Source organism: Mesorhizobium sp. M8A.F.Ca.ET.165.01.1.1 (assembly GCF_004792065.1).
In the GTDB taxonomy this organism is placed as follows: Bacteria; Pseudomonadota; Alphaproteobacteria; order Rhizobiales; family Rhizobiaceae; genus Mesorhizobium.
The window spans coordinates 23698-45244 of the sequence record NZ_SRTH01000027.1; the positions used below are offsets into that span (position 1 = coordinate 23698).

The 21547-nt window shown below is 64.2% G+C and carries 23 protein-coding genes; 11 read left to right on the plus strand and 12 right to left on the minus strand.

Annotated features, from left to right (window positions below; translation table 11 throughout):
• Window positions 1–160: 160 nt before the first annotated feature.
• From EN808_RS33595 to EN808_RS33635, 7 genes are all read right to left on the minus strand, one after another.
• Window positions 161–1330: a PLP-dependent aspartate aminotransferase family protein gene (locus EN808_RS33595; RefSeq protein WP_135918106.1), complete on the minus strand. Its 1170-nt coding sequence runs from the start codon at window positions 1328–1330 to the stop codon at window positions 161–163.
• Window positions 1327–2766, minus strand: coding sequence for a pyridoxal-phosphate dependent enzyme (locus EN808_RS33600; RefSeq protein WP_127278359.1), 1440 nt, complete (start codon window positions 2764–2766; stop codon window positions 1327–1329). Before EN808_RS33600 ends, EN808_RS33595 begins: the two co-directional genes overlap by 4 nt.
• A 1225-nt stretch (window positions 2767–3991) precedes the next feature.
• Window positions 3992–5335: an FAD/NAD(P)-binding protein gene (locus EN808_RS33615; protein WP_135918107.1), complete on the minus strand. Its 1344-nt coding sequence runs from the start codon at window positions 5333–5335 to the stop codon at window positions 3992–3994.
• 31 nt (window positions 5336–5366) lie between these two features.
• On the minus strand, window positions 5367–5828 hold the full coding sequence (locus EN808_RS33620; RefSeq protein ID WP_135918108.1) for an Rrf2 family transcriptional regulator: 462 nt from the start codon (window positions 5826–5828) through the stop codon (window positions 5367–5369).
• Window positions 5829–5975: 147 nt separating this feature from the next.
• Window positions 5976–6107, minus strand: a complete 132-nt coding sequence (locus tag EN808_RS37740; protein WP_272483033.1) for a hypothetical protein — start codon at window positions 6105–6107, stop codon at window positions 5976–5978.
• Window positions 6108–6492: 385 nt separating this feature from the next.
• The gene (locus EN808_RS33625) at window positions 6493–6912 is read right to left on the minus strand and encodes an SRPBCC domain-containing protein (RefSeq protein ID WP_135918109.1); all 420 of its coding nucleotides are present in this window, start codon (window positions 6910–6912) and stop codon (window positions 6493–6495) included.
• Window positions 6913–7044: 132 nt separating this feature from the next.
• Complete coding sequence (locus tag EN808_RS33635) at window positions 7045–7443, minus strand: hypothetical protein (RefSeq protein WP_189343802.1); 399 nt, start codon at window positions 7441–7443, stop codon at window positions 7045–7047.
• A 484-nt stretch (window positions 7444–7927) separates the two neighbouring features.
• Here EN808_RS33635 and EN808_RS33640 point away from each other — a divergent pair, with 484 nt between their 5' ends.
• Window positions 7928–8572, plus strand: coding sequence for a LysE family transporter (locus EN808_RS33640; protein ID WP_189524228.1), 645 nt, complete (start codon window positions 7928–7930; stop codon window positions 8570–8572).
• 72 nt (window positions 8573–8644) lie between these two features.
• Here EN808_RS33640 and EN808_RS33645 read toward each other — a convergent pair whose 3' ends face one another.
• Together EN808_RS33645 and EN808_RS33650 are read right to left on the minus strand one after the other, a co-directional pair.
• Complete coding sequence (locus EN808_RS33645) at window positions 8645–9274, minus strand: hypothetical protein (protein WP_135918111.1); 630 nt, start codon at window positions 9272–9274, stop codon at window positions 8645–8647.
• Window positions 9275–9368: 94 nt separating this feature from the next.
• A complete protein-coding gene (locus EN808_RS33650) occupies window positions 9369–10556 on the minus strand; it encodes a YadA-like family protein (RefSeq protein ID WP_245525182.1) in 1188 nt (395 codons plus the stop codon).
• A 596-nt stretch (window positions 10557–11152) separates the two neighbouring features.
• On the opposite strand from EN808_RS33650, the gene EN808_RS33655 reads away from it, so the two are divergent.
• Window positions 11153–12301: a helix-turn-helix transcriptional regulator gene (locus tag EN808_RS33655; RefSeq protein ID WP_189524230.1), complete on the plus strand. Its 1149-nt coding sequence runs from the start codon at window positions 11153–11155 to the stop codon at window positions 12299–12301.
• 95 nt (window positions 12302–12396) lie between these two features.
• Here the strand turns inward: EN808_RS33655 and EN808_RS33660 are convergent, their stop codons facing one another.
• The gene (locus tag EN808_RS33660; RefSeq protein WP_135918113.1) at window positions 12397–12735 is read right to left on the minus strand and encodes a hypothetical protein; all 339 of its coding nucleotides are present in this window, start codon (window positions 12733–12735) and stop codon (window positions 12397–12399) included.
• Window positions 12736–13058: 323 nt separating this feature from the next.
• Between EN808_RS33660 and tauA the strand changes: the two genes are divergently transcribed.
• The 4 genes from tauA (at window position 13059) to EN808_RS33680 (ending at window position 16081) form a co-directional block, all read left to right on the plus strand.
• Window positions 13059–14072: a taurine ABC transporter substrate-binding protein gene (gene tauA / locus EN808_RS33665; protein WP_135918114.1), complete on the plus strand. Its 1014-nt coding sequence runs from the start codon at window positions 13059–13061 to the stop codon at window positions 14070–14072.
• Window positions 14073–14242: 170 nt separating this feature from the next.
• Window positions 14243–15016 (plus strand): taurine ABC transporter ATP-binding protein, encoded by a 774-nt coding sequence (locus tag EN808_RS33670; RefSeq protein ID WP_135918115.1) that lies wholly within the window; start codon window positions 14243–14245, stop codon window positions 15014–15016.
• Window positions 15013–15873 carry an ABC transporter permease subunit gene (locus EN808_RS33675; RefSeq protein WP_135918116.1) on the plus strand — a complete coding sequence of 287 codons (861 nt, stop codon included), beginning with the start codon at window positions 15013–15015 and terminating at the stop codon, window positions 15871–15873. The genes EN808_RS33670 and EN808_RS33675 overlap by 4 nt, the downstream gene beginning before the upstream one ends.
• Window positions 15874–15892: 19 nt before the next feature.
• Window positions 15893–16081 carry a hypothetical protein gene (locus EN808_RS33680; protein ID WP_135884001.1) on the plus strand — a complete coding sequence of 63 codons (189 nt, stop codon included), beginning with the start codon at window positions 15893–15895 and terminating at the stop codon, window positions 16079–16081.
• A 158-nt stretch (window positions 16082–16239) separates the two neighbouring features.
• Here the strand turns inward: EN808_RS33680 and EN808_RS33685 are convergent, their stop codons facing one another.
• On the minus strand, window positions 16240–16527 hold the full coding sequence (locus EN808_RS33685; RefSeq protein WP_127281040.1) for a GIY-YIG nuclease family protein: 288 nt from the start codon (window positions 16525–16527) through the stop codon (window positions 16240–16242).
• 281 nt (window positions 16528–16808) lie between these two features.
• On the opposite strand from EN808_RS33685, the gene EN808_RS33690 reads away from it, so the two are divergent.
• The 4 genes from EN808_RS33690 (at window position 16809) to EN808_RS33705 (ending at window position 20574) form a co-directional block, all read left to right on the plus strand.
• On the plus strand, window positions 16809–17762 hold the full coding sequence (locus EN808_RS33690; protein WP_135918117.1) for a sulfonate ABC transporter substrate-binding protein: 954 nt from the start codon (window positions 16809–16811) through the stop codon (window positions 17760–17762).
• Window positions 17763–17838: 76 nt separating this feature from the next.
• Window positions 17839–18996, plus strand: coding sequence for an FMNH2-dependent alkanesulfonate monooxygenase (ssuD, locus tag EN808_RS33695; protein WP_189524231.1), 1158 nt, complete (start codon window positions 17839–17841; stop codon window positions 18994–18996).
• Complete coding sequence (locus EN808_RS33700; protein ID WP_127873554.1) at window positions 18993–19769, plus strand: ABC transporter permease subunit; 777 nt, start codon at window positions 18993–18995, stop codon at window positions 19767–19769. Before ssuD ends, EN808_RS33700 begins: the two co-directional genes overlap by 4 nt.
• 7 nt (window positions 19770–19776) lie before the next feature.
• Window positions 19777–20574 (plus strand): ATP-binding cassette domain-containing protein, encoded by a 798-nt coding sequence (locus tag EN808_RS33705; RefSeq protein WP_135918119.1) that lies wholly within the window; start codon window positions 19777–19779, stop codon window positions 20572–20574.
• 94 nt (window positions 20575–20668) lie between these two features.
• Here the strand turns inward: EN808_RS33705 and EN808_RS36590 are convergent, their stop codons facing one another.
• Window positions 20669–20854 (minus strand): hypothetical protein, encoded by a 186-nt coding sequence (locus tag EN808_RS36590; RefSeq protein ID WP_172737369.1) that lies wholly within the window; start codon window positions 20852–20854, stop codon window positions 20669–20671.
• 310 nt (window positions 20855–21164) lie between these two features.
• On the opposite strand from EN808_RS36590, the gene EN808_RS33715 reads away from it, so the two are divergent.
• On the plus strand, window positions 21165–21533 hold the full coding sequence (locus tag EN808_RS33715) for a septal ring lytic transglycosylase RlpA family protein (RefSeq protein WP_127277697.1): 369 nt from the start codon (window positions 21165–21167) through the stop codon (window positions 21531–21533).
• The last annotated feature ends 14 nt before the right edge of the window (window positions 21534–21547 follow it).

The following is a 21547-nucleotide window of genomic DNA, read 5'->3' on the forward strand; positions in this document are numbered from 1 at the left end:
CGTGACCTCGGTGCCAAATCCTGCAACGTCGCCGATTGGCGAAACCGCCGAGGAAAGCGCCCTCTCCCCGTCACTATACGGGGAGAGGATGCCGGCAGGCAGGTGAGGGGCGGCGCCGACAACCGACAGGTATCGGCATAAGCCGCCCAGAGCGCTCGTGTCAGCCCCCCAGCGCCTGATCCAGATCGGCGATCAGATCATCGCCATCCTCTATCCCCGCCGACAACCGTACCAGCGAATCCGATATGCCGATCTCATCCCGCTTCTCGGCGGGAATGGAGCCATGCGTCATCAGCGCCGGGTGTTCGATCAGGCTCTCCACGCCGCCGAGGCTTTCGGCCAGCGTGAACAGCTGCGTGCGTTCAAGGAAGCGTTTGGTGCCGGCGAGGTCGCGGTCGAGCACGGCCGTGATCATGCCGCCGAAGGCATGCATCTGCTGGACGGCGATCGCGTGCTGGGGATGGCTGGCGAGGCCGGGATAGATGACGCGGCGCACATCTTTTCGCGCTTCCAGCCATTGCGCGATCTTCAGGCCATTGTTGGAATGGCGCTCCATCCTGAGCGCCAGGGTCTTCAAGCCGCGCAGCGCCAGGAAACTGTCGAACGGGCCCGATATGGCGCCCACGGCGTTCTGCAGGAATTTCAGGCGGTCGGCGAGATCCTTGTTGTCGCCGACGATGGCGACGCCGCCGACCATGTCGGAATGGCCGTTGAGATATTTGGTCGTCGAGTGAACGACGATGTCGATGCCGAGCTCCAGCGGCCGCTGGATATAGGGGCTGCAGAACGTGTTGTCGGCGACCGACAAAATTCCCTTCCGCCGGGCCAGGGCCGCGACGCCCTCGAGGTCGACGATGCGCAGCAGCGGGTTGGTCGGCGTCTCGACCCACAGCAGTTTTGTCTCCGGCCGGATCGCGGCTTCAACCGCGGCCAGATTTGTGAAATCGACGAAAGAAACCTGCAGGTTGGCCGAGCGCTTGCGCACCCGCTCCATCAGCCGGAAGGAGCCGCCATAGATGTCGTCGGTGGCGACGATATGCGCGCCGGAATCGAGCAGTTCGAGCACTGTGGCGATCGACGCCAGGCCGGAAGCGAAAGCGAAGGCGGCCGAGCCGCTTTCCAGGTCAGCCACCGCGCGCTCGAAGGCGAAGCGCGTCGGGTTCTGGCTGCGGGCATATTCGAAACCCTTGTGCACGCCGGGCGACTGCTGGCCATAGGTCGAGGTGGCGTAGATCGGCACCATCACCGCGCCGGTCAGCGGATCATGGCTCTGGCCGCCATGGATGGTGCGCGTCGAAAACGCCAGGCGGTTCTTTCCGGATGTGGTCATCGTGCGCGCCTCAGATGGTTGATCAGGTCGATGCGGGTAATCAGGCCGACGAACTCGTCGCCGTCGAAGATGATGGCGACCTCGTTGCGGTCGAACACCGGCAGCAGCGCGTCCAGCGTCTGGCTGGCCTGCAGCGTGTGCAGGTTGGAGGTCATCGCCGTGCGCACCGGGCCGTTGAAGCGCTCCCAGCGCCCGTCATAGGGACCGTCGACATGGGCCAGGATGTCGCTTTCGTCGACGATGCCGACCAGCTTGCCATTGTCGAGCACCGGCAGCTGCGAGACATCGGAGCGGCGCATGCGGCCATAGGCGTTGAGCAGGCTTTCGTCCGGGCCGACGAACACCGTGTCGCCGGTGCGGTGGGTGCGCATGACGAGGTCACGCAGATCGCCATGCTGTTCGTGCTCGGCCAGCCCCTGCTCGGCCAGCCAGAAATCGTCGAACACTTTGGACAGATATTTGTTGCCGCTGTCGCAGACGAAGGTGACGACGCGCTTGGGCACCGTCTGTTCGCGGCAATAGCGCAGGGCCGCCGACAGCAGCGTGCCGGAGGAAGAGCCGGCCAGTATGCCTTCCCGCGACAGCAGATCGCGCACCGCCAGCATGCTCTGCTTGTCCGTGATGGAATAGGCTTTCTTGACCAGCGACAAATCGGCATTGGGCGGCACGAAATCCTCGCCGATGCCTTCGACCGTCCAGCTCCCCGCCTCTTCCATCTTGCCGGTCTTGATCAGCGGCGCCAGCACCGAGCCGACCGGATCGGCCAGCACCATCTCCGTCTTCGGCGACACGCCAGCGAAGAAGCGGCCAAGCCCGGTCAGCGTGCCGCCCGAGCCGACGCCGACCACCACCGCGTCGACATCACTGTTGAGCTGCCAGAAAATTTCCGGGCCGGTGGTCGTCTCATGCGCCAGCGGGTTGGCCGGGTTGGCGAACTGGTTGGCGTAGAAGGCGCCGGGCAGTTCGGCGGCGATCTTCTCCGCCATGTCCTGGTAGTATTCGGCATGACCCTTGCCGACATCGGAGCGCGTCATGCGCACCTCGGCGCCGAGCGCGCGCAGGTGCTGGATTTTTTCACGCGACATCTTGTCGGGAACCACCAGGATGATGCGATAGCCCTTGGGGATGCCGACCTGGGCGAGGCCAAGGCCGGTATTGCCGGCGGTCGCCTCGACGATGGTGCCGCCCGGCTTCAGCCTGCCATCCTTCTCGGCCGCCGCGATCATCGACAGCGCGATGCGGTCCTTGATCGAGCCACCTGGGTTCTGGCTTTCGAGCTTGATGAACAGCCGGCATTTTCCAGTATCGAACTTGGTCAGCTCGACGATCGGCGTTTGCCCGATCAGATCGAGCACCGACGCATAGGGCGGGCGCAGGCGGGATGTCACGCCGTCCGAGGCGGCACTGTCGGCCGTGGCTTTTCTGTGCTCGCTCATGTCGGAGCCTCCATGGATCAACCTAGCGTCTTTTCCAGCCGATCGCAGTTGGAAAGAAGATAGATCGTGCCAATCCGGTGGCCAGACGGGGAATGAAATTCCAGCCGCCCGTCAGGGCGAGGCGATACGCTGCCGGACCGGGACGCCGGCGGGACAGCGCCCCCCTCTGCCCTGCCGGGCATCTCCCCCTCAAGGGGGGAGATCAACAGCTTCGCGGGCCGCACCATTTTACAAAGTCGACGATTGGCGAAGACGATGCCACAGCCAATCTCCCACTTGAGGGGGATGGCCGGCAGGCCAGAGGCGGGCGCCGTAGGGCGCCGACCTCGGCCCCAAGCTGCGGCACCGTCTCATCCGTCCAACGAACCATCTCGTTCGTTAAAGCCGCCGATTTCATCATGCTAGCCGAACGTGCACATGGCGATGTGCGGTGCGCGCCGGCAACCTGATCACCGCCCAGCAGAACTTTTCCGGCGCCGAGACCGCGCGCGCCGTGTGTGAGGCATTGGGCGGCTGAACGCTATCCCTCCGGCTGACTGCGGGAGGGACTTCAGTCTCAGTTGAGCTATAGCTAATATACATATAGCTTGGTCATGCGGGGGACGATCCCAAATCGAAGCCTAACCCGCAATGGCCGGTGCGACCTGCTTTCAACCCAAGCATCCCCGCACCGGCCATTCTTTTCCCCCTTGGCAGCCTAGGCCAGCGTCAAATCGCAACCCGGGTGCAAGGATGAGAAGGGCCTTCCAGGCATCCTTTCGATCCGGACAACGGAAGGCATTTTTGGATGGCTCTCGACCTCACGACCGCTGACGCCATCGCAAACGCCGTCAGGGAAATTCGGTCGAAATTGGCCGTTGGGGGCTAAAAAGGAAGGCCCGGCTCGAAACCGGGTGTCCGAGGAAATCAGCAACGCCGAAAGCGCTGGTATCACGCCCCCTTTGCAACGGGTCTGCGTCAAGTCACGTATATCTCAGTTGACTAAAGTACGGAACGTCCAATGGACAAGTACGGAACGTTTGAAGGCCCCTCAGACCAAGGCCTACCAGCACGCAAGACTTTAGTCCTGCCGTCTTATAGTTAAGAACGGAAGTTGTTCGGCTGACATAGGGCCGCCCCGAATAAATACCAGACTGCACCCAGCCGACTATGGTGCGATCACGGAAGCCGCTTTCGGGTGAGCCGAAGACGGGTCGCCAAAAATACGATCGCCGCCGGAATTGCTCTATCCCAGCAACCGCTTGCTCAGCCTGGCGCACTGGACGCGGATATCGGGAATGGCGTCGATCTCGAAGAAGGTGCCGCGCGTCAGCGGCCCGACGGCGAGGATTTTTCGCGAGACGGTGCCGTCGACGGCGATGATCTCGCAATCGGCCGAGACGTCGAGGCCGATGCGCAGCGGATCGGGCCGCGCCAGACCGCGGTCGACCAGCGACCGCACCACGCTGTTCGACGAGGTCGAGATGTCGCGCACGATGCCGGAGCAATCATAGATGCGGGCGGCGTCGAATGTTTCGAGGCGCTGGGTGTGGCGCGATTGGACCTCCACCGCGAAGCCGTCGCCCGGCGTGACGCCGACGACGCGCCCGGCGACCGGCCGGATGCGTCCCGACTGCACCGCCTCCGTCACCCTGGCGTAGACCTCGGGTGCCATGCGGTGGCGATGGATGTCCCACCAGGCCTTGGTGTGTTCGACAAAGCGGCGCTTGGCCGAGGCGGGCCAGTTCTGCCAGATCTTCTGGTTGAAGGGGCGCAGGCCGTCGACGACGTCGCGCCAGTCGACGCCTCCCTTCTGGTTCTCGCGGATGAGGTCGCGGAACCAGCCGACGAAATAGGAAAGCTGGGTGCCGAGCGGGATGTCGGCGACGTCGAGCTTGATCGGATTGCCCTTGCGGTGCGGCGAGGGCAGCAGGCCGCGCCGCGACACCGCGATGATGTCGCCGCGATGGCCGCGCTGCTCCAGGGAAAGGAAGGCGTCGACCATGCTCAAGCCCGTCCCCAGCACCACGATCCGGCTGTCGGGATCGAGCGCGGTGTCGGCCTCCGATCCCATCCGGATCGCATGGCCCTGCGCGGGCTGTTCGTCATGGCCGGTGGCGAGCACGGCAAGATGGGCGACCACGCTGGTGCCGTTGGCGAGTGCCACCTCGACCCCGGACGCGGTGGGCGAGATCGACAGGCTCTCCTCGCGGATCAGGCGCAGCCGTCCGGTCTCGCGCTCGCGCGTTTCCAGATCGTCGAGCAATTCCTTGAGATAGCGGGCATAGAGGCTGCGCCGCGCGTAGACCGGCGCCTGCTCCGGTGTCGCCAGCCCGCGCTCCAGCAGCCAGCGCCAGAAATTGCCGGGATCGTCGGCATAGGCACTCATGCCGGCCGCGCCGACATTGAGCACATGCGCCGACAGCAGTGTCGAATAGGCAATGCCCTGGCCGAAATGCGGGCGCTTTTCGATCAGCGTCACGCGCAGGTCCGGATTGGGCGATTTGAGCAGATGCGCGGCCAGCACAACACCGCTGGCGCCGCCGCCGACGATGATGATGGAATTGATCGAGTTGGTTCGCCCGGTCATGCGCGAGCGAGCCCCGTACGAAGCGCCGGCTTCAGGCCAGGACCTTCACCGGCAGGTCGTCCCGCGCGACCGGGAGGTCGTCGGCAATGTCGCGCATCTCGGCGAGGCTGCGCTGGTCGAGCACCTCGGCGATCGCCTGCCGGACTTCCAGCATCAGATGTCGGACTTGGCATGTCGCCTCGTTGCAGTCTTCACAGCGCTGATATTGTGTTCGGCTGGCGCAGGGGATCGGGGCCAGTGGACCGTCCAGCACGCGCACGACGTGGCCGACCTTGATTTCGTCGGCGGGTCGCGCCAGGCGGTAGCCGCCATCCTTGCCCTTGCGGCTCTGGACGAAGCCGGCATTGCGCAGCTCGCCCAGTATGGCGTCGAGAAACTTCTTCGGGATGTTGTTGCCAGTCGCGATATCGCCAACGAAAGCGAGCTGCCCGGCCGGCATCTCAGCGAGATGCACGAGCGCCTTGAGGCCGTACTTGCCTTTTTTGGTGAGCATGAAGCGAACGTTTCTCTGTCATGAGACGGCGCGAAGCCATCCGTTGCGAAACGCCCGGCGTGCCTCCCCGCCGCGCCGAACCATCCATGACACATAAATTCTAGTGACATGATATACAAGCCAATTGCGGTTGATCTTGCTTGATTTTCAAACCGTTGCGGCGATTTTAGGCCCGCCTTGTGACGCCAGCGACACAGAAACGGGATTCAGACGCGCACCGGCCGGCCGCCGGGATTCGGTGACGCCGGCAATCGCGATACGCTCGACATGGCCCGTCATCGTCGCCTCCAATTCTCTATGTCGATAAGATTACTATACTTATGCGCGCTGGCGCGAAATAGTTTGTCAATTCCATCCCCATTCGAGGTACGGAATTGCGCCAAGCCAGCTAATTCGGGAATCCTGCTCTCACAGGGGCGATGCCGCAGCCCTCGACGCCCATCATGTTGCATCGCGGTCACGCGCCGCTATGCCTCGACCCTTTATGCGATCGCTCTATGTCGTTTTAGCCACAAAGACGAGGGCTGGCTGTGCTGTCGGCGGCATGCGTAACCTCAATGTCGGCCTAACAGCCATGCCGAAAACGGAACGCCAGCTTTCGGCTCCGCCCCGGAAAGTTGACTTGCTAATAGCCCAAGAAATGGCGGTGGCTGTCCTTGGCCACTCACTTTCGGTTCAACAGCTCGACGAGATTTGCGAGCATCCGGTTCCAAAGGTTCTGCGCGTCTTCAGGCCCGTCTCCGGCGGCCAGGAAATCAAGGCGTGACTGCGTACCCTCGGACGCAATCAGGATCTCGATGAACGCCGTCCCCTCGAAGTGCTGGGGAACTACCAAGCTGAATGCTAAGCGGGCAGGGCGGTCGACCACCGAGTATATGCCGTCATGCGTAATGACGCTGTCCCCGTCGTGCTCGATGATCGAGTATGTCCCGCCCGGTTGCGGATTGGTCACTGCCCTCAGGATGTTAGTCGGCGATTTGAAAAGCCATTGCTCCATCGCAGGTGGGTCAACCCATGCGTCGAAGACAACCTGCGGGTTAGCGTTGATCAGAAGCGACACTCTGGCCCTAATGTCAAAGTTCATATCGTGCCTTCAAGATTTTGCGTGGGTGAGGTCTGTCCCTTTCCATGTCGTTCACGGCTCAAATCACACATTCACGCAGCGCCTCGCTCAATGCCGCTGGCCAGCTCGCCGTAAGCAGCGCCGCCGATCGCCTCAACCGAACTTCTCATCCGAGGTTTTGAGTTCTTGAAGACAGACGACATCATAGCGCGTGGCCTTGAGCCACGGCTCCTCGAGCGGATATTGTTTGACCCTGATGTCGCCACCCCAGAGGTCGACCAGGTCCTGGCCATGGGCGGGAACCTCGCCGAGCCTCACCGAATCGATGCCTGTCGCGACGCCGAGCGTAACTTCGCCGCCCGGAAGCGGATACACCCGAGAACCGCGTAGCAGAACTTCAGCTCCCAATCGAATGTTGTCGACGACCGATGGCCATCGGCCAGGATCGAGGACGCAATCGTAGATGGTGCCTATGAGTTCTGAAATGCGCTCCGCCGGATAGGATCGGGCAGTCATGCTGACCAACATGGGCTGGCGGCCCCGGTCGGACATGGCGTGCTGCTGCGCCGATATCGCTTCAACGGGATCAATCCTCGTTCGACTTCGCGACCAAGTCAGTAGAAAAAAATAGAAGCTGGGTGTCAAGCCTAATCCAAATGGTGGACGCCGCGACGACCATTTCGTGATTGGGTGCGTCGGCTTAAGGTTGGACTGAATTCAAAAGCATGTGACGCGCATCAGGAGAATTCTAGATTTTCTCCACCGCCAGTGAATGCGCCGGCGCATCGGTCAGGTCTTCAACTCACGGGACAGAACGCCGTCTCTATAGCGCGAGACGGAACATTACATTTCGCTAATACTTGGAGAGATTCAAGACGACTGGCTTGTCAGCCCCGCCAACGGCCGTCCTACCGGAAGAATGTCGAAGCAGCTCACGAAAACGGGTGACCGTGGCCGGCCACGGCTGGCATCTGGCCCAGGCTGTTGCCTGGCCGGGCTCCCCCGACGACGTGCGGTCAAAGGAAGATCTGTCAGCATGTCGGGCACGCCGGAACTTCTCCTCAACATGATGCGGGGCGCCTTGCTGGGGTTCGCGGTCGCCGCGCCCATCGGTCCCACCGGGCTCTTATGCGTGCAGCGCACGATCGCCGGCGGTATCGTACCCGGTCTGGCGACCGGCTATGGCGCGGCGACCACACATTCGGTCTATGCCTCTATGGCCGCCGCCGGGCTCGGGGCGGTGGCGCACATGCTGATGGGCTGGCACGTATGGCTGCAGCTCTGCGCCGGTATGTTCCTGCTCTACATGTCGGTGACGGCGGCGCGGCTGACACCGTCGCTGGACACGTCCCTGCAGCGCCGTATGCCGTCGGGCCGGGCCTATCTGACGGGGCTGATCTGGACGTTGGGCAACCCGATGACACTGCTTGGTTTCCTCACGCTCACGCCGGGGATCCTGGGGGCGGGCTTGCCGTCCTGGCAAACCCTGGCGCTTGTATCGGCCGGCGTGCTGATCGGTTCGGCAAGCTGGTGGACAACGCTGACGCTGGCCACCAACCATCTGCGAAAGCGGCTGAGCGCGCGCGGCCTGCGCTACGTCAATCTCGGCTTCAGTTCGGGTCTGTTCGTCTTCGCGCTGTCCTTGCTGGCAAGCGCGCTGCGCGTGGGATTGCTGCCATAGGGCAATTCCACGGAAAGTGTGAGCGCTTTCCCTTGGGAACCGCCCTGGCGCCGGCGCGATGCGCGACGGATGTCAGGGTTTCATCGGCTTCTTCGGCTGCACCTCCATCGAAGGCGCGTCCGGCGGTGGGCCGGCCTCGTCTGGTTTCGGCTGTCCGGCGGCGGGCGTATCGGGCGCCTGCGGTGCTCCCGAGGTGAGGTTGACCGACACGCCATAGATCTTCCACTGCCGGTTCACCGGCTCGAACAGGAGCTCGAAATTGACCTGCATCGGGACCGAAGGGAAAATGCCCGCCATGTGCAACATGCCGTTCGGCTCGATCTGCGGCAGCAGGGTCAGTTGCGGTTCCAGCACCGCGACCGCGCCGAAATTCAGAGCCTGCTTGCGCTGGTTGGCAAAGATGTCGCCGAGTTGGGCGGCGCTGTTGGCCTGGAAATTCGGTGAACCGAGATCGCGCAGCACCGTGTAGTTGCCGGTCTTGTTGGCCTGGTCGAGCGCCAGAAGCGTGCCGCGGATCAGGATCAGCACGCCGTTGCGATCGATCCCGGCGGCATGGGCCACACGGACCTTGTCGCCCTTCTCGGTCTTTTTCGTCTGCGCCCACGCAACGCCCGGGGATGCCGCCATCAAGCTGGCCGCCAGCAAGGCTGCCAGGGCGGCCCGGGTCACCGGCCCTGTCGCCGAACAGTGGAGGCGCTTCATGTGGACTCCGCGGTCGCAATCGAGCCGGCGGCGGGCGATACTGGCGACCGCGTCTGTGGGAACGCGGCCGCCAGCGGCCCCCTCGCACTCGTGATCAGTTCAGCGTCCACGAAGCCCCGAGGCTGACGCCGACATCGCCGCGATTGGTGGTCGCCGACAAGGCGGCGTTGAGCCGGAAATCCAGACTGGGATTGTAGCCGAGACCGAGCGCCAGGCCCGACTGGCCCTTGAAGTTGCCGAAGCCGCCGGCCAGCGACAATTTTCCCGGCCTGTCGTCATAGCGCAGCCCCGCCGTGGCCAGAGCTAGCGCGGTGCCGGCACGGGCTTCCGTGCGGTTTTCGCTGATCTGGTCATCCAGGCCCTGGAGGCCGGCCTCGAGAGCGCCGACGCGGCCGTCGAGCTGGGTGATGTTGGCGGTGTTGGTCGTCACCCTGGTATCGAGATCCGCGATCTCGTTGGTGTTGTTGGTGATACGCGTCTCATGATTGGCGAGTTCTTGGGTGTTGGTGCTGATCTGTGAGGTGTTGTTGGCGATGCGCGTTTCGTGGTCGGCGAGCTCGGTGGTGTTGGCGGTGATCTGCGTCGTGTGGCTGCTCACCGTGCTGTTCAGATCGGCGATGGCGATGCCGTTCTGGGCGACCTGTGCAGGCAAATTCGTAAGCGTGGCCACATCGAATGTCGACGCCGCCAGATTGCCGCCGGCGTCTGTCGTCACCAGATAGGTCGGGCCGGCCTGCGCGGCCGTGCTCGCCTGCGAAGTGATCCCGGCCAGCGTGTAGGTGTTGCTGCCCGTGCCAAGCATGACCTGATTTTCGCGCGTCGCCGTAACGCCCGCTCCGATCGCCATGGAGTTGTCTTGGAGGGCGGTCGCACCCGCGCCCAGCGCGGTGGAGTTCAAAGCGCGCGCTTTAGCCGAAGCGCCAATGGCGGTGGCATTTGACCCGCCCGCCCCTCGGGCCCCGGCCTGAGCCCCGGCGCCGATGGCTGTCGTGTTCGAATTCTCATAGTTGATAGTGGGGCTGCCATAGGGGTCATAGTAACCGCCCGCGTTAGCGAGGTAGCCGAGCGCCACGCTGTTGTCCGCAATGGCGCCCGCGCTATCGCCCATAGCTGTCGAGAAATCGCCATTGCTGTTGGCGAAATATCCGCATGCGGTGGAGCGGGTCGAGCCTCCGGCATAGGCTGCTCCACCGTCCACACCATTGAAATCCGAGCAGATGACTCCCGCGCGTGCTGCGCCCGGCGTGAAGGCGACAAAGCCGGTGGCCGCGATCGCCACCATCACTGCCGTCCCGAGGGCGGGCACTTGGGAGGATGCCAGTCCACCGAAAACCGCCCTCGCGGCCGACATTAGTCCATTGCCTTTTCGCCCTTGGCACTTTGTCGCGACTGTTTCGCTTATTGTCTCGGCAGCGGCGTCTTCCAATACGCTCACGCATCCAATCGTTTCTGCAATCACGCCCAAAGCCCTCGCTTCATTGCCAGACAATCGACCAAGTCGTTCTGCCGGCGGCTGGCGGTCCCGCGCGCTGGCCGGGCCGGGTGGGAGGTGCTCCGACCATGGCTGGGCTGACGATCAGGCAATCGCGCACTTGGCGGCTGTGCTGCCGTCCCCGAACAGCACTCGCCTTGCAAACACCGACGCCCTCGAATTCCGCGCAGGACCGCAGCACCCGACGGGGGGCAACCGAACACAAAGAGAATGCCGCGTCTTCCACCATTCGGTGGATAGCGACGGCCGGAGTTCGATGGTAGCGCCCGGGGGCGGATGACCATCCCCGTCGGGAGATGATCAAAGGGCTTGCCCGATCCGGATCATGCTTTAATTTTGCTGCGGTACAGCAAGGATTTTGTTGCCGTGCGGCAAGGATGGTGGCGATGCGTTCTGCCTTCTCGATGGCTCAGTTGTCCGAACTGATCGGGCTGATCTACGACGCCGCGATCGATCCCGCGCGCTGGCCCGTCGCGATCGAGGAGATGCGCATCGCGCTCGGCTTCGGGACCGCCGCCATCCGCCTGCAAGCATTGCCGTCGGGCGAGGTGCTGGTCAACGTGACCAGCAACATCCCGCAGCCCTATGTCGACCGGATGGCCAGCTACGGCGCTGAAATCGTCGAGCTATGGGGTGGCATGGCGGTGGTAGGCTCGCTGCCGATGGATCGGCCGGCGGTGTTGAGCCAAGTCAATCCCAACCTCGACACCACGACGAACCGCTATTTCGTGGAGTGCGGCAAACCGCAAGGCATGATCGATTCCCTGGCGCTGCCGCTCGCGCGGGATGGGCGTGGTCTAGGCTCGCTGTCCTTCAGCCGCCATGTCGATGCCGCTCCCATCAGCGATCTGCAGATTGAGGCCGCCCGATTGCTGATCCCGCATCTGCAGCGCGCCGCGACGATCAACCGGCTGCTGGACATGGCGGCGATTGCCCGGTCGACCTTCCAGACGGTGCTCGACACGCTGACGGCGCCGATCCTTCTCACCACCGCCGATCTGCATGTCGTGCATGCCAATCCAGCTGCCCAGGACATCGTCGCCACGGGCGAGTTGCTGAACATCCGCAACGGGGTTCTCAGCGCCAGGGTCGCCGCCGTGTCCAGCGCGTTGGCCGTGGCGGTGTCGCAGGCGGCGCAGGACGAGAGTGCGATCGACCGCAAGGGGCTGGGGGTTCCGATACGCTGGCGCGATGGTTCGGCGGGAGCCTTGCACGTGCTGCCGCTGCGCCCGGGGCGCGGGGCGTTCGATGCCAGCGTGGTGGCGGCGGTGTTTGTCGCACGCGCGGATACGCCCTTTGTCGCGCCGACCGCGCTGGTCGCGGCGCTGTTCGGCCTGACGCCGGCCGAGGCGCGCGTCTTCGAGCAGATCGCGGCGGGCCGCACGGTGGAGGAGACGTCCGATGCCCTCAATATCGGCCGGAGCACGGTCAGGACGCATTTGCTGCGGCTGTTCGAGAAGACCGGGGTGCGGCGACAGGCCGAGCTGGTTCAGCTCGCCGCGTCGCTGGCGTCGCCCATGGCTGGCGTGGCGTAGCCCTGTGAGCAGACCCCGGGCTGCGGGGAGACATACGGCGCGGGCCGGTTGCAACCAGCAAAGAACTCAAGCGGCCCTGTCGCGGGAATTTCATTTCAACCAGGCAGTCCGACCCGCAAACCAACGTGCTCGATCACGCTGGCAAGCGTTGTCTTTTTGATCTCGAGCGAGATTTTCGTCCTCGCGCGCGCGGCCGGGATGAACAATTCTTCCTCGCTGTACCTGCTCAGGAACTCCGCCACGGCCGACAATTCGGCACCCTTTACGCAGATATTTATAATGCTGTGCGACGGCCGCTTTGCGGCGCGCTCGGATAGGATCTGCAGCGGCCCGCAAGTGCAGTCACAATATCCTTCGTCGTGGTGATAAATACAAATACAGTGCTGGTATTGCGGGCAAATTGTATTGCATTCGCAATCATCCTCAATTGTCATCGTATTCTCCAAGCATTTGAAATCTATGGGTGCCCATTGGATCGGGACTAGAGGTAGACGCAGACCACCACGAAAAGAATTTCGGGTCATCCACCGTTCGGTGGACAGTGACGGTCCCAGCCCGACGATTTCGCCCCCCGACGCCCGTACCGCTATGTCAGGGTGGGTGCACCGGAGCCGCCCTTTCCGCCTCGGCGGGGTCTCATCGGCAGATTTTTTCCAACAAACCCACCTTCGTTGGAAGGATTTAACTCTACAAGAACCATAGAATTAGATGACTATGAACAGGCAATCCGGTTTTCCCCTTTTTCAAGGAGCCTTTCATGTCCAGCATTTCACGCCGCATCATTCTCCTCTCTTCCGCGGCCCTTGCCGGCGCCGCGTTCCTCGCTCCGGCCATGGCCGATGACCTCAAGATCACCATCGGCTACCAGACGGTGGTCGAGCCCTCGAAAGTGCCGCAGGCCGACGGCGCCTATGAAAAGGCCACCAAGGCCAGCATCGACTGGCGTAAATTCGATTCCGGCGCCGACGTCATCGCCGCGGTCGCCTCCGGCTCGGTCGATATCGGCTATGTCGGGTCGAGCCCGCTGGCGGCCGCCGCCAGCCGCGAACTGCCGATCCAGACCATCTTCGTGGTTGGCCTGATCGGGCCGTCGGAAGCGCTGGTCGCCCGCAACGGCGCCGGCATCGAGAAGGTCGCCGACCTCGCCGGCAAGAAGGTCGCCGTGCCGTTCGTGTCGACGACGCATTACAGCCTGCTTGCCGCGCTCAAGCATGAGAACGTCGATCCGAAGTCGGTCCAGATCCTCAATCTCAGGCCGCCGGAAATCGCCGCCGCCTTCGCGCGCGGTGACATCGATGCCGCCTATGTCTGGGATCCGGCGCTGGGCCAGATCAAGACATCGGGCAAGGTGGTGCTGGATTCCTCGCAGGTCGCCGCCTGGGGCGCGCCGACCTTCGACGCCTGGATCGTGCGCACCGACTTCGCCGACAAGAATCCGGAAGCCGTGCGCGACTTCGTCAAGGTGACGGGATCAGCCTATGCCGAATATCTCGCCAAGCCCGACGCCTGGTCGGTGTCGTCGCCGCAAGCCGCGTCGATCGCCAGGCTCACCGGCGCCAAGCTGGAAGAAGTGCCGGAGCTCCTGAAGGGTTATGTGTTCCCGACGCTTGAAGAGCAGGCCTCGGACAAATTCCTCGGCGGCGGCACGGTCAAGGCGGTCGCGGCCGCGTCCGCCTTCCTCAAGGAGCAAGGCAAGGTCGACGCCGTGCTGCCGGACTACTCGAAATACGTGACGTCGAAATACGTCACCGGGGCGCTGGCCTCGAACTGACGGCTTAACGCGCGGCTCACCTTCCCTGACGCCGTGCGTTGCCTGTCCCGGAGCCGCTGACGAGGCGCGGTTTCGGGGCAGGCGGATTTTACCGAACCGATTCATCCCTGACGCAATTCCGGACGGAAAACCGCCTTACACTTTTCCTGGAATTGCTCGGCGAGGCCCCCATGCCGCATCTCGTGCTCGACAACATCTCCATCCACTATGACGGCCAGCCGGCGCCCGCCGTCGAGCGGGTCTCGATCGCAGTTGCCAAGGACGATTTCGTCGTCCTTGTCGGCCGCTCCGGCTGCGGCAAGACCTCGCTGCTCAACGTCGCCGCCGGCCTGGTCGCGCCCGCGCGCGGCACGGCCTCGATCAACGGCCAGCCGATCACCGGACCCGGTTCGGACCGGGCGGTGGTGTTCCAGAACGATGCACTGTTTCCCTGGCTGACCGCCCGCGAGAACGTCGCCTTCGCGCTGCGGCTGCGCGGTGTCAGGCCGACCGAGCGGGCGCGGCGCGCCGACCGGCTGCTGGACCTGGTGAAGCTCGGCGACGCCGGCGACAAGCGCATCTGGGAGCTGTCCGGCGGCATGCGCCAGCGTGTCGGCCTTGCCCGCGCGCTCGCCGCCGAACCCGAATTCCTGCTGCTCGACGAGCCGCTCGGCGCGCTCGACGCGCTGACGCGCGAACGCATGCAGACGACGCTGCTCGACCTTTGGACGGTAAGCCACGCCGGCGTGCTGATGGTGACGCACGGCATTGAGGAAGCGCTGGTGCTCGCCACCCGCGTCGTCGTGCTGGCGCCCGGCCCCGGACGCGTGGTGCGAACCTTCGAGCCGGGCTTCTCCCGGCGCTATGCCTCCGGCGAGCCCATTCGCGCCATCAAGGCCGACCCGGCCTTCGCGGCGGCGCGCGGCGAACTGACCGACGCGATCTTCGAGGGAGAGGCGGCATGACCATTTCCTCCTACACGGAACGGCCCGGTTCAACGACGGACGAAACCGACGGCCTGTCGGTGCCCTGGTCGAGGCCACGGACGAAACGGACCGGCGTTTCGGCACGCATGGTCAGCGCCGTCACCATCCTGGCGGTGCTGGCGCTCTGGACGCTGTCGGCCCGCCTGCAGCTGGTGTCGCCGGTGTTCCTGCCTTCGCCGCTCGCCGTGTGGAACAAGTTCGTCGTCGTCACCCGCGACGGCTTCGTCGACGCGACGCTGCTGCAGCATGTCGTCGCCAGCCTGGGCCGCGTCTTTGCCGCGCTGGTCGCCGCCATACTGGTCGGTGTGCCGGTGGGGCTCGCCATCGGCATCAGCACGGTCGGGCGTGGCATCTTCGATCCGCTGCTCGAATTCCTGCGGCCGATCCCGCCGCTGGCCTATCTGCCGCTGGTCATCATCTGGTTCGGCATCGGCGAGCCGTCGAAGATCCTGGTGATCGCCATCGCCATGCTGGCGCCGGTCGCCCTGTCGACCGCCTCGGGCGTCCGCGGCGTCTCGCGGGAGCGCATCAACGCCGCGCGTTCGCTTGGCGCGACGCGCGCCCAGGTGGTCCGCCACGTGATCCTGCCCAGCGCCCTGCCCTCGATCCTGACCGGCCTGCGCATCGCGCTCGGCGCCGGCTGGTCGACACTGGTCGCGGCCGAACTGGTGGCGGCGACGCGCGGCCTTGGTTTCATGATCCAGTCCGCGGCCCAGTTCCTCGTCACCGACGTGGTGGTGATGGGCATATTGGTGATCGCGGCCATCGCCTTCGTGCTCGAATTCACCATCCGCCGGATCGAGCGCATGCTCGTCCCGTGGGCGGGGCGTGAATGATCGGAAAAGGAGAATGACGATGACCCATTCCACCGCCGTGTTGTTCGCCCATGTCGGCTCCTGGCTGCTCGGCCTTGCCGCCGAGGACAAAGCGGCAAAGGAAGACGGCCCGCGCTCGCCGGCGCCGGTCCATCTCCGCGCCGGGCACGACCGCCTGCCGCCGCGCGACGAGAGCTTTTATTGGGCCTGGCAGTACTGGTCGCAGTGAGTGGCTGGCGGTTGGCGCACCGACGCATAGCGTTAGCGATCTTTCGCGCTAGCCTCCACGTCTTCGTCATCCTAGGGCGAAGCAAGGAGCAAAGCGACGCGCGCAGACCCTAGGATCCATGCCGCGACTGTGGTGCGTTGCAACGGTGCAAAAACGGCTCACCACCCAGTTCCGCGAAAGAGTTCGAACCATTCCGGATTAGCTTTCTCGATCAGCTCGATCTTCCATTGGCGTGGCCAGCGTTTCAGGGACTTCTCACGTTGGATCGCATCAGTGATGTCGAAATACTCTTCGTACCAGACAAGGCGTTGCACGCCGTAGCGACTGGTAAAGCCTGAGCCTTGGCCAGATTTGTGCTCGGGTACACGGCGGCCGAGGTCGTTGGTGACGCCAATGTAGATAGTGCCACGTTTCTGGCTTGCGGTCATGTAGACATAGCCGGTCATGTTTGAAGCGTAATCCGGGTGAGTGAGCGTGTAAGCGTCGTTTCTGATCCGTCGCATTCTACGACCAAAGTCACGGCATGGATCCTAGGGTCTGCGCCGCGTCGCTTCGCTCCTTGCTTCGCCCTAGGATGACGAAGGTATAGGTGCCGTAGAAAAAAATTCCGCCCGTCACAATCATCTCGCAAAATTATTTCTCTACTAAATTTATAGAACTACCTAGCCTGATCCATCTTCCAACCGGTGAGGACATTTCCTGCCGCGCGCATTGAAGGAGAGGGATCATGTTCAATCTGACGAGACGCGTTTTCGGCATTGGCCTTCTGGCCGCGACAGTCGTGCCGTCGTTCGGCGCCGCCGCGCAGGACCTGAAGCAGTTCAGCATCGGCTACCAGAAGACCGGCCTGCCGGTGATCGCCAGGCAGCAGCAGGTGATCGAGAAGGCGCTCGGCGACAAGGGCGTCACTGTGAAGTGGGTCGAGTTCACCGCGGGGCCGCCATTGGTCGAAGCGCTCAATGTCGGCGCCATCGATGCCGGCTGGACAGGCGACGCGCCGCCGATCTTCGGTCAATCGGCCGGCGCCAACATCGTCTATGCCGCGGCGCTGCCGTCCAATGGCGAAGGCGAGGCGATCTTCGTCAAGCCGGCCTCGCCGGTCCAGGCGGTCGCCGACCTCAAGGGCAAGCGCGTCGGCGTCGGCAAGGGCACCAGTGCGCATAATCTTCTCGTCGCCGCGCTGGAAAAGGCAGGTGTCGCGTTCGATCAGATCACGCCGGTCTATCTCAGCCCGGCGGATGCGGCCGCCGCCTTCGCCAGCGACCAGATCGATGCCTGGGCGGTCTGGGATCCGTTCTTTGCCATCGCCGAAACCCGCTACCAGCCGCGTGTGCTGGCCCGCTCCAGCGAGGTGCTCAAGGTCAACACCTATTTCCTCGCCAACAAGGATTTCGCCAAGGCGCATCCCGAAATCGTCACCACGACCATCGCCGCGCTCGGCGAGGCGGCGAAATGGGCGGACCAGAATCGCGACAAGGTGGCCGAGGCGTTGCATGAGGTGACCGGCGTGCCGCTCGACGCACAGACCATCGCCGCCAATCGCACCAAGTTCGGCATCTTTCCGATCACCGACGAGATCGTTGCCGGCCAGCAAGCTACCGCCGACCGCTTCTACAAGCTTGGCCTGATCCCCAAGGCGGTGCGGATTTCCGACGCGGTTTGGACAGCGCCGGGCAATTGATTTTTCGTCACGCGGCGCCGGGTGGAGGAACGCCCGGCGCCGTTGCCATTGTGCCTTGACCTCCAGGAGGCCCGCCTTGACCACGCCAGCCAAGCCACTCGATTTCTTCTGGTTCATCCCGACGCATGGCGACGGTTCCTATCTTGGCTCCGAGCAGCAGCAGCGGCCGCCGGAGTTCGGCTATTTCAAGGAGATCGCGCAGGCAGTCGACCGGCTCGGCTTCCCCGGCGTGTTGTTGCCGACCGGGCAGAACTGCGAGGATTCCTGGATCACCGCCACTGGGCTGGCGACGCTGACCGAAAGGCTCAAATTTCTCGTCGCGCTGCGGCCGGGCGTGACCCTGCCGACCTTCGCGGCGCGCCAGACGGCAGCGCTCGACCGTCTGAGCAACGGCCGCCTGCTGCTCAATGTCGTGGTCGGCGGCAATCCGGCCGAGCTTGCCGGCGACGGCGTCTTCCTGCCACATGACGAGCGCTATGCGCAGGCGCATGAATTCCTGACCATCTGGCGCGGTCTGGTGTCCGGCGAGCACGTCAATTTCGACGGCAAATATTACCGCGTCGAGAATGGCCGCCTCGACCTTCTGCCATCACAGGAGCGGCCGCCGCTTTATTTCGGCGGCTCGTCCGACGCCGGGCAGGATCTTGCCGCCGACCTGGTGGATATGTACCTCACTTGGGGCGAGCCACCGGCGCAGGTCGCCGAAAAGCTGGCTTCGGCGCGCGCGAAGGCGGCATTGCGCGGCCGCGAACTGCGTTTCGGCATCCGGCTGCATTTCATTGTTCGCGAAACCGAGGATGAAGCCTGGCGCGCCGCCGACCGGTTGATCAGCCACGTCACCGATGCGCAGATCGAGAACGCGCAGGCGCGGTTCCTCAACCAGATGGACTCGGTCGGCCAGCGCCGCATGGCCGAACTGCATGGCGGCCGCCGCGACAGGCTGGTCGTCTCGCCCAATCTGTGGGCCGGCGTCGGGCTGGTGCGCGGCGGTGCCGGCACCGCGCTGGTCGGCACGCCGGAGCAGGTCGCCGACCGCATTCGCGAGTACCAGGCGATCGGCATCGACACCATCATCGGCTCCGGCTATCCGCATCTCGAGGAAGCCTATCGCGTCGCCGAACTGCTCTTCCCCAAGCTCGGGCTTGGTACCAGGCGGCTCAAGCCGCGCGAAGACATCGCCAACGAATTCTCGGTCGGCTTCCATGGCGCGGCCCGCCTGCAGGCCGCGTCATGAGCTTTTCCACGCACCTGCGCAGGAACGGCATCGGCTGGCTATTGCCGGTGCTGGTGCTTGCCGGCTGGGAGGTGGCGTCCCGCGCCGGCGTCATGCCGGCCAACGTGCTTCCGGCACCAAGCGCCGTCGCCGAGGCCTTCTGGCGTTTGACGCTGTCCGGTGAACTGATCCGCAACATCGGCGTCTCGACGGCGCGCGCCCTGGCCGGCTTCGCCGTCGGCGGCTCGATCGGCTTCGCGCTCGGCCTTGCCAACGGGCTGTCGACGCTGAGCCGCGGCCTGACCGACACCACGCTGCAGATGATCCGCAACATTCCGCACCTGGCGCTGATTCCGCTGGTCATCCTGTGGTTCGGCATCGACGAGGAAGCAAAACTGTTCCTGGTGGCGCTCGGCGTGTTCTTTCCGATCTACGTCAACACGCTGCTCGGCATCCAGAGCGTTGACCCGCAACTGGTGGAGATGGGCCGCGTCTACGGCATGGACCGGCGCGCGCTGTTCTTCCGCGTCATCCTGCCCGGCGCGCTGCCGGCGATCTTCGTCGGCCTGCGCTACGCCTTGGGCATCATGTGGCTGACGCTGATCGTCGCCGAAACCATCTCGGCCAGCTCCGGGCTCGGCTACATGGCCATGCAGGCGCGCGAGTTCCTGCTGATCGATGTCGTCGTGCTGTCGATCCTGATCTACGCGCTGCTCGGCAAGCTCGCCGACAGTCTCGCCCGCCTGCTCGAGCGCCTGTCGCTCGGCTGGCATCCCGCCTTTCAGAACGGATGAGTATTCGATGCCAGCCGCCAGTCTGACCGCCGTCCGCTCCTTTGTCACCACGCCAGCGCCAGCGCGCCCGGCGATATCGGTCGAAGGCCGGCGTGCCTTCGCCTTCAAGGGCGTGGAGAAACGCTTTGGCGACAAGACCGTTCTCGACGGCATCGATCTCGACGTGCCGGTCGGGCAGTTCGTCGCCGTCATCGGCAAAAGCGGCTGCGGCAAGAGCACGCTGCTCCGCTTGCTCGCGGGGCTCGACCGGCCGACCTCGGGATCGCTGACGCTGGGGGCCGAGGAAGAGGGCCACAGCCGCACGCGCTTCATGTTCCAGGAACCGCGCCTGCTGCCCTGGGCCAGCGTGGTGAAAAATGTCGAGGTCGGGTTGACCGGCATCGCCTCCGGTGCGGAGGCCAGGAAACGCGCGCTGGATATCCTTGGCGAGGTCGGTCTCGCCGATCGCGCCGATGAATGGCCCTCGGTGCTGTCCGGCGGCCAGAAGCAGCGCGTGGCGCTGGCCCGCGCGCTGGTCGGTCACCCGCAGGTCCTGGCGCTCGACGAGCCGCTCGGGGCGCTCGACGCGCTGACCCGCATCGAGATGCAGCAATTGCTGGAGCGTATCTGGATAGCCCAGAAATTCACCGCCGTGCTGGTCACGCATGATGTCGCCGAAGCGGTCGCGCTCGCCGACCGGGTGGTGGTGATAAGCGGCGGCAGGATCGCGCTCGATCTGGATGTGCCGGTGGAACGGCCGCGCCGCCGCGGCTCCGCCGAGCTTGCCCGCCTCGAAGGCAGGATTCTGGACCAGCTGTTCGGTTAGGGCCGCGGCGGTTGGTTAGGCCTGTGGCGGCGGCGCGATTGACGAGCGGCTTCCCCCACTCCGTCGCCGCTTCGACGGAGTGGGGGTCGACCTTTCATCGAAGCCGACGGTTCGCCCACACCAGCCCTGCCAGGCCGATCAGCATGGTGGCGAGGCCGATATAGAGCCATTGCGATTGGCCGGTCATGAAGCTGCCGCCGATCATGCCGATGCCCTGCAGCGACCACAGCGCACCGATGGCCAGCACGATCAAGGCCAGCAGATTTTTGATCAGTCTCATTGTCGGACCCCGATTTTGAAAGTCGATCGATCGGGGCGCCGTTGCCGCGATGAAAGAGCCGAAGGAGGTGGCCAGATCGCGCAGGTTTCTATTTGAAGATAAACGTCTAATCTTGTCATGAAAGTCCTTCGTGCCGATCAAAACAAGGTCGAAAACTGATCCCGACGCTCCAGAAGATCCCTGACAGACTGTTACCCGGTGACTCCAAACGTGTGATCTCGCCATGGAACCGCCAGATCACTGCCGCATTTCCTGCCTTATTCTCGACCTAACGGCTGGGGTCTGTCAAAAACGGAGCCATCCCCCAAATATGAAGACCCCAAAACAGACCGCGCTTGTCGCGGTAACGATCGCTGCTGGCCTGATGGTCGGCGCCTCCGCCACTTCGGCAACCGCCGCCGCCGGCCAGTGTGGCCGCGCGTCCTGGTACGCGCTGCACTCGAGGACCGCCTCGGGCGAGCGCATGAACCCCTCGGCGATGACCGCCGCCCACCGCACGCTGCCTTTCGGCACCAAACTGCGGGTCACCAACAAGAACAACGGCCGCAGCGTCGTCGTACGCATCAACGATCGTGGTCCCTTCATCAAGGGCCGGGTGCTCGACCTGTCGAAAGGCGCCGCCGGCCAGCTCGGCTTCATCGGCTCCGGCCAGACTTCGGTCTGCATGGCGCGCGTCTGATATGACCGTCTCTT